Annotated in this window: 16 protein-coding genes; all 16 read right to left on the reverse strand. The window is 35.3% G+C overall.

The annotated features are described in order from the left end of the window. Positions 1-86 precede the first annotated feature (86 nt). The 16 genes from AALA56_RS02790 to AALA56_RS02865 all read right to left on the reverse strand — a co-directional run bounded on the left by AALA56_RS02790 (position 87) and on the right by AALA56_RS02865 (position 14,183). Entirely contained in the window at positions 87-758 is a 672-nt protein-coding gene (locus AALA56_RS02790) for an LrgB family protein (RefSeq protein ID WP_369908674.1), read from the reverse strand. Positions 759-774: 16 nt separating this feature from the next. Continuing rightward, entirely contained in the window at positions 775-1,155 is a 381-nt protein-coding gene (locus tag AALA56_RS02795; RefSeq protein ID WP_115269877.1) for a CidA/LrgA family protein, read from the reverse strand. Between the two features lie 72 nt (positions 1,156-1,227). Then, the gene (locus AALA56_RS02800; RefSeq protein ID WP_369908658.1) at positions 1,228-2,001 is read right to left on the reverse strand and encodes an inositol monophosphatase family protein; all 774 of its coding nucleotides are present in this window, start codon (positions 1,999-2,001) and stop codon (positions 1,228-1,230) included. Beyond that, on the reverse strand, positions 1,991-2,269 hold the full coding sequence (locus tag AALA56_RS02805) for a UPF0223 family protein (protein ID WP_115269881.1): 279 nt from the start codon (positions 2,267-2,269) through the stop codon (positions 1,991-1,993). The genes AALA56_RS02800 and AALA56_RS02805 overlap by 11 nt, the downstream gene beginning before the upstream one ends. Next, positions 2,259-2,675 carry a transcriptional regulator Spx gene (gene spx / locus AALA56_RS02810; RefSeq protein WP_369908659.1) on the reverse strand — a complete coding sequence of 139 codons (417 nt, stop codon included), beginning with the start codon at positions 2,673-2,675 and terminating at the stop codon, positions 2,259-2,261. Before spx ends, AALA56_RS02805 begins: the two co-directional genes overlap by 11 nt. A gap of 43 nt (positions 2,676-2,718) precedes the next feature. After that, complete coding sequence (locus AALA56_RS02815; RefSeq protein ID WP_369908660.1) at positions 2,719-3,651, reverse strand: bifunctional riboflavin kinase/FAD synthetase; 933 nt, start codon at positions 3,649-3,651, stop codon at positions 2,719-2,721. A 12-nt stretch (positions 3,652-3,663) separates the two neighbouring features. Further along, the gene (gene truB, locus AALA56_RS02820; protein ID WP_369908661.1) at positions 3,664-4,548 is read right to left on the reverse strand and encodes a tRNA pseudouridine(55) synthase TruB; all 885 of its coding nucleotides are present in this window, start codon (positions 4,546-4,548) and stop codon (positions 3,664-3,666) included. Between the two features lie 369 nt (positions 4,549-4,917). After that, the gene (locus AALA56_RS02825; protein WP_369908662.1) at positions 4,918-5,994 is read right to left on the reverse strand and encodes a glycosyltransferase family 2 protein; all 1,077 of its coding nucleotides are present in this window, start codon (positions 5,992-5,994) and stop codon (positions 4,918-4,920) included. Then, positions 5,879-6,910, reverse strand: a complete 1,032-nt coding sequence (locus tag AALA56_RS02830; protein WP_369908663.1) for a stealth family protein — start codon at positions 6,908-6,910, stop codon at positions 5,879-5,881. The genes AALA56_RS02825 and AALA56_RS02830 overlap by 116 nt, the downstream gene beginning before the upstream one ends. A 15-nt stretch (positions 6,911-6,925) precedes the next feature. After that, positions 6,926-8,050 (reverse strand): glycosyltransferase family 1 protein, encoded by a 1,125-nt coding sequence (locus tag AALA56_RS02835; RefSeq protein WP_369908664.1) that lies wholly within the window; start codon positions 8,048-8,050, stop codon positions 6,926-6,928. Further along, positions 8,047-9,060, reverse strand: a complete 1,014-nt coding sequence (locus tag AALA56_RS02840; protein ID WP_369908665.1) for a glycosyltransferase family 2 protein — start codon at positions 9,058-9,060, stop codon at positions 8,047-8,049. Before AALA56_RS02840 ends, AALA56_RS02835 begins: the two co-directional genes overlap by 4 nt. Further along, positions 9,061-10,137, reverse strand: coding sequence for an EpsG family protein (locus AALA56_RS02845; RefSeq protein WP_369908666.1), 1,077 nt, complete (start codon positions 10,135-10,137; stop codon positions 9,061-9,063). Between the two features lie 41 nt (positions 10,138-10,178). Next, positions 10,179-11,288 (reverse strand): UDP-galactopyranose mutase, encoded by a 1,110-nt coding sequence (gene glf, locus AALA56_RS02850; protein WP_369908667.1) that lies wholly within the window; start codon positions 11,286-11,288, stop codon positions 10,179-10,181. A 10-nt stretch (positions 11,289-11,298) separates the two neighbouring features. Next, a complete protein-coding gene (locus AALA56_RS02855; protein WP_369908675.1) occupies positions 11,299-12,747 on the reverse strand; it encodes a flippase in 1,449 nt (482 codons plus the stop codon). Positions 12,748-12,753: 6 nt separating this feature from the next. Beyond that, positions 12,754-13,563 (reverse strand): DUF4422 domain-containing protein, encoded by an 810-nt coding sequence (locus AALA56_RS02860; protein ID WP_369908668.1) that lies wholly within the window; start codon positions 13,561-13,563, stop codon positions 12,754-12,756. Between the two features lie 8 nt (positions 13,564-13,571). Beyond that, the gene (locus AALA56_RS02865; RefSeq protein ID WP_369908669.1) at positions 13,572-14,183 is read right to left on the reverse strand and encodes a sugar transferase; all 612 of its coding nucleotides are present in this window, start codon (positions 14,181-14,183) and stop codon (positions 13,572-13,574) included. Between the last annotated feature and the right edge of the window lie 98 nt (positions 14,184-14,281).

Consider the following 14,281-nt stretch of genomic DNA (forward strand, 5'->3'; position numbering starts at 1 on the left):
ATTATACTATAAATTTCCCCTTTTGTGGGTCTTTTCCTTACTCTAATCTGAGCAAAAAAGTCTGTTAGCATGCTAACAGACTTCTCTCAAGTTAATACTAATTGTGCAATCAGTGGACTGACAATCACATACATAATACCAGTGATACCAATAGCAAGCCCTGCCATAGCTCCCTCGACATAGCCGTATTTAAAAGCAGCGCCAGTCCCAATAGCATGACCTGTACCACCTAGCGCTAAGCCGATAGCAACAGGGTCGTCAATCTTAAACCATTTGAGCAGGGGCGGCCCAAGGACACTGGTTAAAATCCCAGTCACAACAACCACAACCAAGGTCACCGTCATAATCCCACTCATCTTGTCCGTGATACCAATAGCCATGGCAGTTGTGACTGATTTTGGAAATAAAGAAATCGCTAGAAAATACTTCATTCCAAAAAACTTAGCGATCAAGGCAGTATAGAATGTATTTATCAGCGTTGCTATTGTAATACTAATCAAAATACTTCTAATATGGTGCTTCATCAAGTGAAAAGAGCGATACAAAGGAATACCCAGCGCCACCGTTGATGGCACTATCAACATGTTTAGGTAAGCCCCACCAATATAGTAGTCATGGTAGGAAATATGCGTCAGCTTCAAAAAGACGATAAGCACTATCGTAGCGACCAATAAAGGTGTAGTTAGAGGATGGAGAAACCGTCTAAAGACCAAAAGCCCTACTAAATAGCTCATAATAGACAACATAATCCCAAACATAGGATTGGTCACAAGACTACTCACGACTAGTCCTCCCATCTACATAATCGCCTTCATAACGTCTCTTAATCACTTGTACGACCAAACCAATGGTTGCGATATTGAGCACAATAGCCCCCAAAGTAATCACGACAATACCAACAAGATTGGGGGCGATAACATCAAACTTATCCATGACCCCAACGGCTGCCGGCAAGAATAAAATCGTCATATTGCTCAGCAAAAACTGACCAACATCATAAATGTGGCGTAGCCTGATGATTTTAAACTGCAAAGCAAGAAAAAGTAAGACTAAGCCGATAATGCTTCCTGGTACGGGCAATGAAAAAGCAGTTGATAGACATTCTCCCAACATTGAAAAAATCAAAATATACATCAACTGAACGTATAACTTCACAAAAATTCTCCTTGCGTTTGATACCTCTAGTTTACTACTATTTCTATTTTTTTCAAGAGAATTTCAAGTTTTTCATGAATTTTCATGAGAGCTTATTGCTTTTTTGATGAGTGCTAATTTTACCTTGGGCACAAACATGACCTTTTGACGATGGGTAAAGTCAGGTTCATTGCCATCTAGCGTCAAAAGGACATAACCGAGTTTATCGCCTAAAATTTTAGCAGCCGCATAATCCCACGGTTGCAGATAAGAAAAGTAGGCCATCAGCTTTCCAGTGAGGACGTAACCCATACTAATCCCTGCACCACCATAGACACGTAAACCCAGACTTTGTTGGATAAAATCACGAATGCCGTATTCATTTTGAGCATACATGCCGCTATTGCCGCCAATCAAACTTCGAGAGAGCGGTTTATCTTGATAAGGCGATAAGAGCTCGTCGTTCATATAAACATCGAAAATACCACCACCGTGGAAAAGTCGGTCATTGATAACATCATAAATCAAGCCAAACTGACCCAAACCATCCTCATAATAAGCAATCAAAATAGCAAAATAATCCCTTTGCACGATGAAATTGACCGTTCCATCAATCGGATCAAGCACCCAAACCTTGCCGTCTGTCACAGAGTGACGGAGGTTATTTTCCTCAGCTAAAATCGCATCTGCTGGATAGTGCTTGTGAATCTCAGTGACAAGAAAATCCTGCACTTCCTTATCTAGTGAAGTGACAAGGTCATCAAATCGCCCTTTTTCCTCAACCACAAGCTCATCAGACAAGTGCTTTAAAATCAACTGCCCAGCTTCTCTAATCAGCTGTTTCGCAAACTCAAATTTACTTTCCAAGAGAAATCAGTCCTTTCCCTTTTGCTTTGGCTGCTTTGACCACTTGGTAGGTTGAGTAGCCACTCGTTTTTTCAAAGTCACGGTCTATTTGTTTTTCTTGCGCTTTGCTTTTAACGATATGTTTAAAGGCTGCATAGCTGTTTAAAACAGCTTCTGCTTCTACTTTATGTTCATAAGCTTTTTCCACTTGATTTAAAAAAGAAAGCACTGTTGCAATCTCATCAGTGCTCCATGACAAATCAAGGGGATAGGCATAGTTATCTTTCATTTGCTCCCTCAATTTCTGCTTTTATAGTTGCCTCTTGTAACTCCTGCATACGATAATCTCTAGGTAAAAAGGCTCTGATTTCATCTTCATTAAAACCAATCTGCATCCGCTTGTTGTCCAAAATAATGGGACGGCGCAAAAGACTTGGATTTTCAGAAATAAGGTCAATCAAATTAGAAACTGACAAATCATCCACATCAATCTCTAACCTTTGAAAAACCTTTGAACGCGTCGAAATAATATCCTCTGTGCCATTTTCTGTTAGTGCCAAAATGGACAGTAACTCTTCTTTGGTCAAAGGGCTTGTCACAATATTATGTTCTTTGAACTCGAGATGATGTTTGGTCAGCCAAGCACGTGCTTTACGGCAACTCGTACAACTAGGAGATAGAAATAAAGTAATCATGAAAGCTCCTCTTAATTTTACTCTAAGAATATTATACACAATTTTACGACTTTTGACTATTTTTTTTCCAATTTAGTGTGAATTCTCTATCTTTTTCGAGCTGTAGTACTAATTCATCAATTCCTGAAAATTTAATCATTTCACGAATTTTATCCAACCAGATAATCTCGATAGTCTCACCGTAAATGTCTTCTGAAAAATCAAAGAGATGGGCTTCTAACCTTAACTCTGTTCCACCAAAAGTGACATTTTTTCCGACACTGGTCATGGCATCATAGAGCTTACCTGCCACACGCACCTTGGTCACATAAACCCCGTCTGCTGGCAGAAAAGTTCTATCAATCGGTGCGAGATTGGCTGTTGGAAAACCGATGGTACGCCCTCTAGCATCTCCATGCACTACGATACCTCGTGTCGAAAAAGGATAGCCTAGGAGCTTATTTGCCTGTGCGACTTGCCCATCGGCAATCAGCTTTCGGATACGAGTGGAGCTGATCTTGTCCCCATCCTCTGATACTTGCGGGATGGTGTAGACCGCACCGTCAAAATTTCTAGCCAGATAATCACTATTAGTGCGGTTATGTCCAAACTTATAATCAAAGCCCACAACAACAGCCTTGGCATTCAGCCCTTTTATAAATTGCTTGATAAAATCATCTGAGGAAATATGTGAAAAAGCGGTGGTAAAGTCTGTCAGATACAGCCTATCTACACCATACTTTGCAAACTTTTCATAGCGTTTTTCAGGATAGGTCAGATGATTGAGTAAGTCAGGGTGAAATTTAGCAAAAGCTAGCTGAGGGCTCTCATGAAAGGTCAGCACAACAATTTTGAGTTGCTCTTTTTGCGCAATCTCCCTTGCCTTATCAAACAAAGCCTTATGTCCTCTATGAAGACCATCAAAATAACCAAGCACAAGAACAGTCTCGTCTGCTCCATCAAGCTGACTGTAGTGCGTCACGTTATAAATTTCCATCGTTGCTCTTTTCTATATTAATACTTTTTTCGGCTTGTACTGCTGACCATCTCGTCTCTCTAAGATGGCAATGACCTTGTCCTTATAAAAAGCCGCTAGCAAGTCAGCATTCTCAGAAAGCATAATAGAGCGCCCAAAGGACACATCTTCTTTCTGCGCTTGATTGAGCTCACATCTAGGAAGGTCGAGAACGCCGTACTCTATTGGCAATAAAAAGCTCATGTCATGTTGCTCTACCTTATCTGCTAGCTGTGAGAGGGTCAGCGCATCCTCTAGGTATAATCCTGCCGAAGCCGTACGGGTCAGGTGTGACATGTGGCTGCTATAGCCTAACTTAGCCCCTAAGTCCACTGCCAAAGTCCTAACGTACGTGCCCTTACTGCAGGCAACTCGAAAACGAAAACGACAGCACTCACCATCAAACTCTAGGGGGCTTGTGCGGGTAAAGCTGTGAATGGTCACTTGGCGCTGTGGACGCTCAACAGTCTGCCCAGCCCGTGCATACTCGTAGAGCTTTTTGCCGTTGACCTTAACAGCAGAATACATGGGAGGAATCTGCGTGATGTCGCCAACCAAAGAAGCAATCGCTTCATCAACTTCTGCTTCTGAGAGTTCCTTTGATACAGGCGTTTTAGCAACAAGCTCACCACTACTGTCTTCTGTGGTTGTTGAAAAACCAAGCGTCACTTCTCCCTCGTAGACTTTTCCGCTGTCTGTCATGAACTCTAAAACTCGTGTCGCCTTGCCAACAGCAATGGGCAAAACACCCACTACATCTGGATCCAGCGTCCCCCCATGCCCAATCTTTTTTTCTCTTAATAAGCGACGCAAACGGAACACCGCATCATGCGACGTCATCCCCGCTTCTTTCTTTAAATTGATAATACCTGTAATCATAATTACTATTATAACAAGAATTAGACAGAATGACAAAACCCAGCTTGAATAACTTCAAACTGAGTTGACTATCCTTTTTATTTAGAGGTATAATTTTCTTAAGTTCTATACAAATTCAAACACTAGGCGTTGCTATTATATTTTAAAGAAAAGAAATATCCTCTTATAAGAGTCATTTATCACATCTTAAAAGTGAGTCCTTCTTTATGCTCTAATCATAGAGAGGAACTCGTTAATAGAATTAAAGACTATATTAATTATTATTGACTGATAGAACTATGATAGAATCAATAATAAAATGTAAGAGCTTAACCATTATTATACCCTGTTTCGTGATTAATGAGAACTAAATTTTGCTACTATAAATAACTATAAGCTTGGATTTTTTCTTTTAAAATATGACATAATCCCAAAAGTTAAATAGTGCGTTTTACGTAAAATTTTCAACTTTCTTCCTTGAGGATTTTTAAAAAGATTAGGAACTTTATTTTTCAAAATTTCTTCCATGGATAAAAATTCTTGTTTCGCTTCCTTAACATTCTTCATTGAAAGAAGCACAGAAGTATTAATTTCTATACTCCTAAGAATAACTTCCTCAACATACTTTTTTCGACTTCCTAAAATTGTATTACTACTGTAAAAATCAATAATTGCTAGGCAAACGTGCTTTAACATATCTCGATTTTTTATATAATTTTGAATACTCGTACTCTGATTTTCGTTCCCACGTCTATACTGATAAATGGGCTGTGAAGTATAAGAAATTGTTTCTATATGAGGTACTGGAAATAAAATATACTCAGTATCTACATAAAACATTCGTTCATCTATTCGAATGTTATTATTTCTAAGTATAGAAGTTTTAATGGTAATTGAATGCATACGAGGCAACACTTTTATAGAATCTAAAAACTCATCATATTGATAGCTCTTTTGAGATTTAATATCCGATTTTATAAAATAGTTGACTTCTTTTGTTACGCCTGTATCCTCATAAACATCATTATAAGGTGATATAACCTCGTCATCATCTGTACTTATCAAATAATTAATAAGTTCTTCAAAATTTTTGGTATCCACCCAATCATCGGCATCAATTACCTTAAAGTATTTTCCTTCAGCATACTGGATACCTACATTAATTGTAGAACCATGACCCCCATTTTCTTTATCTACAACACGAACGATTCCTAAATATTTTTCTTCTAATCGATGTGCAACTTCAAGTGTATTATCCTTTGATCCATCATTCACTATTAATACTTCTAAAAACTCACTATTATTGACTTCAACAATTGTTGGAATAGTTTCTTTTAAAAACTCTCCAGCATTATAGGATGGAACAACTACAGTTAATATTTTTTTCTGCATACCAACTCCTTTCAAACTTACTTCTTCTAGGAAATTTTTTGGATAATTCTTCTTCAATAATTCTACTTTCTCCACTGAAATCAACTGAACTCTCATCATCATTGATACAAATCATCTTATATTTAGAATTTCTGAGAGCTTGTTTGATTTGCTTATCATCCGCAATAGGTACATATTTTCCTATTTTTAAACTTTGGGGATAAAAGTTATTTCTTTCAATATTATAATAACTCATTACCCAATGATTTATATCTCCAATCTCTCTAAAGCGATGAAGACAAGTCCTATTTAATAACTCAGGCTCCAACTCCCAGATTTCTTTAAAACTGCTTTTTAAATGAGGTAACCCAACGTGAGTATCCTCATATCCCATAATACCTGAATAAAAAAGGCTAAAGAAATTATAGAGATTAAATTTCCCATATTTAGGTGTGAAAAATTTACTAATATTTTTCTTTATACATTTTTTATCATAAAAATAATGATTGATTAATCTTACATTATTTAATTCCGTCACATTAAAATCCTTTTGAGGAATAATTGGACGATAAACCCCTAGAAGTCTGGGTAAATTATTTTTAAAAAAGTCTGTTGGAGTTACTGTGCTATTCAAAAAAACATCATCACTAAATAATACAAACTTTTCACTCAAATTCTTTATTCGGTGAAGATTTAATTCAATAACGGTTGAATTATAAGTTGGTAAATAGTCTTTTGGAATATAATCCTCATGTTTAACAATTTCTAATTTAGGATTATTTGTATCTAGCCAAACAGGAAGATGACCATAAGTGACGAAAAAAATCTTATTTACCCAAGGTGCATAGGTTTCAACAGCTCTAAACCAATATTTAAAGGCTTCCATCTCCCTATACCTATTATCATCATTTAATTGATAATTAACTTTCTCATCTGTATAAAGTGATTTTTCTTGTAACCATATAGGGTCATTTCCATCTACCCATGTCACTACGAAATCTATTTTGTCCATATTTACACGTCCTATTTATACATCATTTAAAATATCTAAGAAATATTTTTCTAAATTTTTAGAGGCTTCATTGATATCATAACCAAATTTTTGGAAATTACGCAAAATGTTATCCTTGCTTTCTCGATAACTATTCAGCCTAGTGTCATTCAAAAATTTCGCCCATTCCTCCGTAGATTTACTTAACGAATAAAAATAGACATTATCATTGATTTTTACATCTTTAGGCACTCTCCCTTTAGAAACAATAACGGGTAACCCATTAGCTTGAGCTTCCAATGCAGCTATCCCTAACCCTTCAAATAAAGAAGGGAAAAGAAATAAATCAAATGCACTCAACCAATCTGAAACGTTCGGTTGTACACCAACAAAAAGCACCTCTTTATCAACAGCTAACTCTTTCGCTAATAATTTTAATTTATCCTCATCCTCTCCTTGTCCTATCAAAACAAGTTTAGATTGAGGATAAATTTTAAGAAAATCAGCAAAAACTTTTATAATAAACTCTTGATTTTTTTGAAAATGTAATCTACCAACATTTCCTATAACAAAATTATCTTGTAATTGATATTGTTCTCTGATTCTACGACGCGCACTATCGGAAAGCAAGGACTTTTCAATATCTATAGCATTAGGGATAATCTTTGATTTCTTAAGAGTTGGACTATCATAAAACCAACTAGCTGCTTCATTAGAACAGGCCCAAAAGTCCGTAGCAAATTGTTCGATTTTCTTTTTATTTATTATATGCAGCCATTCTCTAAGTTTAGTATCCATATTTTGGCTACTATGACTATGAACAATTCTTACTGGAATACCATATTTCTTAGCTAATTTTAAATAATCTATATTTGCTAAACTATTGATATTTACCCAAATCGCTGAATAATTACTAGCATTCTTTTTAAAAAAACGCTTTACTTCCCTATAATATTTTATCGGATTTCTACTTCTAGGCGTAATATGAAAAACTTTGGAACCTGTATTAGTGATTTCATCTTCATAAGCGATTTTATTGTTAGAATTACAAAGAAAATCAAACTGCAACTCTCTAAGAGTAAATTTTCTATAATAATTCATTATGAAGCTTTCAACACCACCTGGATTTTCATTCATACCGAAGACAAGAACTCTTTTCATAATTTTTTCTCTTCTCTAAAACTATTTTGTCTAACCCTAACCATATATATAAAAGATGCAAGGTAATATAGGTGGTATTTAATTAACCACAAAGGAAACTCTCCGACTCCATTTATTTTTGACAATTTTATTACGTCAAAACTATCTTTAAACACTTTTAAATAACTAACTTTTTTCATTATCCTAACCTTCTCTTTATAAGAAAGTGGGTTAGCTTGATGAAAAACTTCTCTTACCATACTTAAATTAAAGTGAGCTAGCTTATACTTTTGAAAAGACCGTCTTATATTATCAGAGCTATAATGCAAGTAAGATTCTGCAGCATTCAACGAATGTATATATCCTTCCAATTTACCGCTATCAAACTTACGCATAGTAGAAGGTATGTCAATTGTATAACGATATATCATATAATGACTCACCTCAATTACATTAGCCTGCAATAATACTCTTATTAAAAAGTCACTGTCTTCTGACACTCTCAAAGAAGTATCAAATCTCAATTCATTCAATATAGATCGTTTAAAAGCTTTTCCCCAAACTGTCAAATATTGAGTTGGTTTTTCTAACGTCTTAACGATAAAAGTTTCAAGTCGTTGTTCAGTTTTTATGATTTCGTTATCAGCAAATATTTTAATTGGAACTTCACCCTTTTGGTAATTAAAGAAAACAATATCGCTGTTATCACCTTGTAAATAGTATGGTAGTCTTTCTAAATCACTTAAAAAATAGTCGTCAGCATCCAAAAATAGCAGCCATTCTCCTCGTGCTTTTTCAATGCCTAAATTACGAGCATTCGATACTCCCATTAATGATTGAAACACTTTCACATTATTGTACCGGTCTTCCAACCTTTTAGCTAATATTAATGTTTCATCTGTTGAACCATTTTCAATAATTAAAATCTCCACTGAAGCTATTGGCAGTAGTTTTTGGATACTATTTACTGAACGTTCTAAAGTATCACTTGCATTATAAGCTGGAATAACAATAGAAAAATCTAAACTCATCTAATACCCCCATCCAAAAACATCAAAAATACTTCTATAAGGTAATGTCATATACCTATTATCGATTAATATCACAAAAGTATAAAACATTCCAAAAATTATTAGATATAATATTGTTACAATTACCTTAAGTTGAGCATCTTTTATATTATAAATTATCTTGGGGACAAGTACAATTTGGATGGGTAAAAACATATAAACTATACGCTCAGGTGTAGGAATTGCTGGCATCATGATACCGACGATTACCATTATAAAATTAATATTAAGATAAAGCGAATTATGCTCTTCTTTGTAATAATCTTTTGAATAAATAAGAAATAAGTTCGTAAAATATACTATAACTACCAATACAAGGAAATATTTCGAATATGCACCTGTGTAAAATCTTCCGCCAACATACTCAGAAAAAAAGTTAAAGCGTATCATTAAACTAGAAACAAGAGGCATCCCATAACGAGACATGAACAGAGCAAAAACAAAAATTATAAATTGTATAAAGAGTGATATTTTAATATAAATTAGAGGAATAAATATCAAATATATTATTGAACTACTATGAAATAAAGTAGCGATCCCAACAAATATAGTAAAAATTACTACTTTCTTTTGAGATAAAAAATACAATCCTGCTAAAACAATAGAAGTCCCAATGGCTTGACGCATACCTGAGAGTGAAAATGCAAAAAATGTAGTTAGCACTAGAAAAATTAAACTTAATGGGATATTAGGACTTTGCTTTATAATGTACCATGCCATAAACAACATAAATATAATATGAAAAAGTGCAAAAATCCAAAAATAATTTGTTCGACCTGATAATAGATATCCTAAATGCGCCACCTGTTCAGACAAAAATTCAAATTTTACATTTTTGAAACTTGCAAACAATTGTGGTAACTGAAACTTTGAATACGTTGTATAATCAATACCTACATAATATCGTATTGCCCCCAAAATTGTTAGTGGTATAAATGATATCAATTGAATTTTATATTTTAACCGCTCTTGAATAGGCAACATAGAGATGAAAAAAGATATTAGAGCTGACAAAAGTGCCACATAAATATAAATCATTTTTCCCTTTCAGTATTTTCTTGTAAAATATGTACTTTCAATTATTTTAATTCCGTTCCAACACACTGCAATGCCGCTGCAATGACTTGGTGCATATCATAGTAACGGTAATGCCCCAGACGCCCACCAAAGATGACATTTGGTGTGGTCTTAGCTAACTCTTTGTACTCCGTGTAGAGATGATTGTTGCGGTCGTTATTAACTGGGTAATATGGCTCATCGCCACGTTGCCAAGTCTGTGAATGTTCCTTGGTAATGACCGTCTTGGGCTGTGTACCGTACTCAAAGTGCTTGTGCTCAATGATACGGGTGTAAGGCGTCTCTGCGTCTGTGTAGTTGACAACAGCATTGCCTTGGTAGTTTTCCATATCAAGCGTTTCTGTCTCAAAATGAAGACTGCGGTACTCCAACTCACCCAGCTGGTAGTCAAAGAACTCATCAATCATACCTGTAAAGACAATCTTAGGATAATCAGTCAGATATTGTTCTTTCTTTTCAAAGAAATCGACATTGACCTCAACATCGATATTATAATGCGCCAGCATTTTTTCGATAATCTGCGTGTAACCACCAATTGGAATGCCTTGGTAGCTATCATTGAAATAGTTATTATCATAGATCAAACGAACAGGCAGACGGCGAATGATAAAGGCAGGAAGCTCGGTACAAGGTTTGCCCCACTGCTTTTCGGTATAGTCCTTAATCAGCTTTTGGTAGATGTCCGTACCGACCAAGGAAATAGCTTGCTCTTCCAAGTTTTCAGGCTTCTTTCCATCCAAAACAGCACGCTGTTCCTCGATTTTAGCTTGCGCTTCCGCTGGTGTCACTACACCCCAAAGCTTGTTGAAAGTGTTCATATTAAAAGGCAGATTATAAATCTCGCCTTTGTAGTTAGCGACTGGGCTATTGGTATAACGGTTAAACTCTGCAAACTGATTGACATAGTCCCAGATAGCCTTATCAGACGTATGGAAGATATGAGCGCCGTACTCGTGGACGTTGATACCTTCTACTTCCTTGGTATAGATATTTCCTGCGATGTGGTCGCGCTTTTCAATGACCTTAACTTTCTTGCCCGCCTTAGCTGCTTCATGTGCAAAAACAGCACCAAACAAACCTGAACCAACAACTAAATAATCGTACTGTGACATAAAAACTCCCTTATTTTTTAAAATTTTGTAGTAAATAATATGTAAATTCTTCTCTTAAAAGAATGTTTACTCCTAAATAGCTAATAGCAAACACCAGTGCAGTAATCGATAAAATCCAAAAAGATGTCAGACCTGATAAGAAATTGAGGTAAACAACTATGCTAAGCACACTTGCAACAGCTGTTGCTGTAATATTTTTCAGAATTTTCACATCATGTACTATTGATTTCAGAAAGTCTCGTAGTACATAGACTTGATAAAGTGTCACAAAAAATTCTGCCACCAAGGTACCTAATGCTGCACCAGAAGCCCCTAATTTAGGAATGAAGATAACGTTTAAGATAAGATCAACAACACCGCCAATAACAACTGATTTTAGAACATTTTGCTCTCTTCCCATAGGAACAAAAATTTGAACTCCCAAAAGATTGGAAATACCAATCAAAAAGAGAGTAGGCATAACAATTTGCATAGGAACAATGGCCCCTGCATAGTTGCTTCCTGATAAGAAATCAATACTTTCTTTTGCAAAAATTGTAAAATAAATCCATAAAGGTAAAGAAATGAAAAAAACAAATTGCATCGAGCGAATGGTTAGTTCTCTAAATTCCTTTTCTTTCTTTTCTTTAATGTAAAAAGAAAGTCGTGGTAATAGAACTGCTCCCATAGAAGTTACTAAACTTACTAGTATCGCTTTTATTTTTACAGCTGCATTATAGTAACCAACATCTACATCCGTTTTCATGAAGCCAAGCATCACAGCATCTAAGTTTGTATAGATGGTTGTCGCAACTGTCATCATGAAAAAAGACAAAATCGGTGCTAAATGTTGCTTCAAATTCATTTTGTTGTGCCACTTCAAATCAATGTGTTTACGCAAATTGAGAAAGTTAAATAAATTTGAACCAACACTTGCTAAAATCGTAATAGCTCCATAGATGACGTAGTCAGACTGCCGTTGAACAAAAATAAACATCAACACTAGAGAAACAAACTTAAGAATAATCGATCTAATCGTAATATAGGTGTACTGTTCAAGTGCTTTATACAGCCATTCAAAACCTATCAAATTAAAAAATAGCATCGCAATGTTAATGAGAAACAGTGCCTTATCCTCTATCATACGTGGAACCGTCATTAAAGCTACCAAATAGCTAAGTAATGATATCCCCATTGCGATACTATTAATCACAAAAATCTCTTGAACTGTTTTAGATAATTTTTCTTTGTCATCTCTCACTTGAGCGCAAGCACGAATCCCATAAGTTGGAATTCCTAACATCCCAATCATTGTGAAATAAGAGACAAGAGATGTTACAAAAGCAACACGCCCCGTTCCCGCAGGCAGCAATACCCTTGACACATAAGGAAATGTAATAAGTGGAAAAATAAAGTTAGATATTGTGAGAATGAAATTCATCACAATATTTAATTTAACTGATGATACTTTTTTCATGATTATACTCTATTTACTACGACTCGTCATCACAGTTTTGAGTGCTCTATTGACAAGAGGACTAAAGGGCTTTTGACATTTATAAGCAAAGTCATTAACACCCTTGTTTTCTTTGAAAATATGAACTTTTTCCTCATTATCAATAAAACTAATAGGTAAATGTTTAATCTTTTTAAAATTTTGCTGGACATATAAAGACAAGAGACGTTCTGACATAAATCCAAAAATTCTCGCCTGCTGCACACTATACTGACTAATATCTACTTGTTTCTCCACTTCTGATAAAATATCAAAGACAAAAATCATGGCTTGATTAAAATCATCTGCTTTCATACCAAACATATTGTAAAGATAGCCTTTGTTATTATTATCCCAAAGTGTCGCCACATCGTAATCTGGATATTTTGCTTTTAGGATAGTCTTCAAAATACCAAAATCTTTTGATTCGTGCATAATCTGATATTGATGTGTAATAGAGACAGGATAGTGTTTGGGATAAGGAACAAAAACATCATAAGATTGAAAAATCTTTTCAATGTCTTGGTATGACAGCTTTTTTCCATCATCATTTAAGAACAGCCTTCTATAATGATTAAGCACCACGACATCATAGTTTGGCAGCTCATTTTTCCAAAACCAATATAATCCTGTCAACTCACAATAGTTAGGATTTTTTTGACTGATATTATCTCCTTGATCATCTCTATGAATAGACAAATCATTCTGACTATTGACAGCGCCGACCTGAATGTGGAAAAAAGAGTCATCCTCTAGAATGTCTGAATATTTGTGACTAATACATATATTGGCTATATTCATTTTTACCTCTACATATTGTTTCTATATAGGACTGTTTTAATCCCTTTAGCAATAAGGGACACATCTTCAGTTAAAGACTGCTTATCGACATAACTACAGTCTAATAACATTCTCTCATCAAATGGCATTTGTTCTTTTTGAGGAGTAATCTGCCAATCACATAGTAGCCCAGGTTTTAGGGATAAGCGCTTTGCCATAATTTCTTGATGTTGCTCTGTTGTACAATATACTTCAACCTCTAAAGCTTGCAGTGGACGAGGACCTACAATAGACATATCCCCTTTGATAATATTAAGCAATTGAGGTAATTCGTCAATAGAAGTCTTACGAATAAATGCCCCAACCTTCATTACCATGCTGCTAGCATCTTGCTTAAAGTTTAATGCGTCAGTCGTTCCATTTGCAATTTGCGCTTTAATGCGCTTATCTGCGTCCTTATACATACTTCTGAATTTTATAATTCTAAAAGTCTTACCATTTTTTCCTACCCTATCTTGAGTAAAGAAAACATTACCCGGATCTTCGATAAATATTGCAATCATCGTAATCGGTATAACTGGAATAACCACTAACATAAGAAATAACGACAGAGCTAATGTACGGTCTATAACATTTTTCATAAACTCTCCTCCTGAAGCTACTTTCTTCTACGAGATTTCTTCTCTTTCTGTCCATACTCCCCATAATTACCGTAGTCACCGTAACTACCCACACTATG

Origin of the sequence: Streptococcus hyointestinalis (assembly GCF_041225505.1) — a bacterium.
Taxonomy (GTDB): Bacteria; Bacillota; Bacilli; order Lactobacillales; family Streptococcaceae; genus Streptococcus; species Streptococcus hyointestinalis_B.

What these genes read in the sequence shown, in the direction of transcription:
- AALA56_RS02835 (WP_369908664.1), bottom strand. Translation starts at nt 8,050, where the DNA reads ATGAAAAGAGTTCTTGTCTTCGGTATGAATGAAAATCCAGGTGGTGTT.
- AALA56_RS02830 (WP_369908663.1), bottom strand. Translation starts at nt 6,910, where the DNA reads ATGGACAAAATAGATTTCGTAGTGACATGGGTAGATGGAAATGACCCT.
- AALA56_RS02805 (WP_115269881.1), bottom strand. Translation starts at nt 2,269, where the DNA reads ATGAAAGATAACTATGCCTATCCCCTTGATTTGTCATGGAGCACTGAT.
- AALA56_RS02860 (WP_369908668.1), bottom strand. Translation starts at nt 13,563, where the DNA reads ATGAATATAGCCAATATATGTATTAGTCACAAATATTCAGACATTCTA.
- AALA56_RS02815 (WP_369908660.1), bottom strand. Translation starts at nt 3,651, where the DNA reads ATGGAAATTTATAACGTGACGCACTACAGTCAGCTTGATGGAGCAGAC.
- AALA56_RS02865 (WP_369908669.1), bottom strand. Translation starts at nt 14,183, where the DNA reads ATGAAAAATGTTATAGACCGTACATTAGCTCTGTCGTTATTTCTTATG.
- AALA56_RS02845 (WP_369908666.1), bottom strand. Translation starts at nt 10,137, where the DNA reads ATGATTTATATTTATGTGGCACTTTTGTCAGCTCTAATATCTTTTTTC.
- AALA56_RS02790 (WP_369908674.1), bottom strand. Translation starts at nt 758, where the DNA reads ATGTTTGGGATTATGTTGTCTATTATGAGCTATTTAGTAGGGCTTTTG.
- AALA56_RS02840 (WP_369908665.1), bottom strand. Translation starts at nt 9,060, where the DNA reads ATGAGTTTAGATTTTTCTATTGTTATTCCAGCTTATAATGCAAGTGAT.
- truB (WP_369908661.1), bottom strand. Translation starts at nt 4,548, where the DNA reads ATGATTACAGGTATTATCAATTTAAAGAAAGAAGCGGGGATGACGTCG.
- spx (WP_369908659.1), bottom strand. Translation starts at nt 2,675, where the DNA reads ATGATTACTTTATTTCTATCTCCTAGTTGTACGAGTTGCCGTAAAGCA.
- glf (WP_369908667.1), bottom strand. Translation starts at nt 11,288, where the DNA reads ATGTCACAGTACGATTATTTAGTTGTTGGTTCAGGTTTGTTTGGTGCT.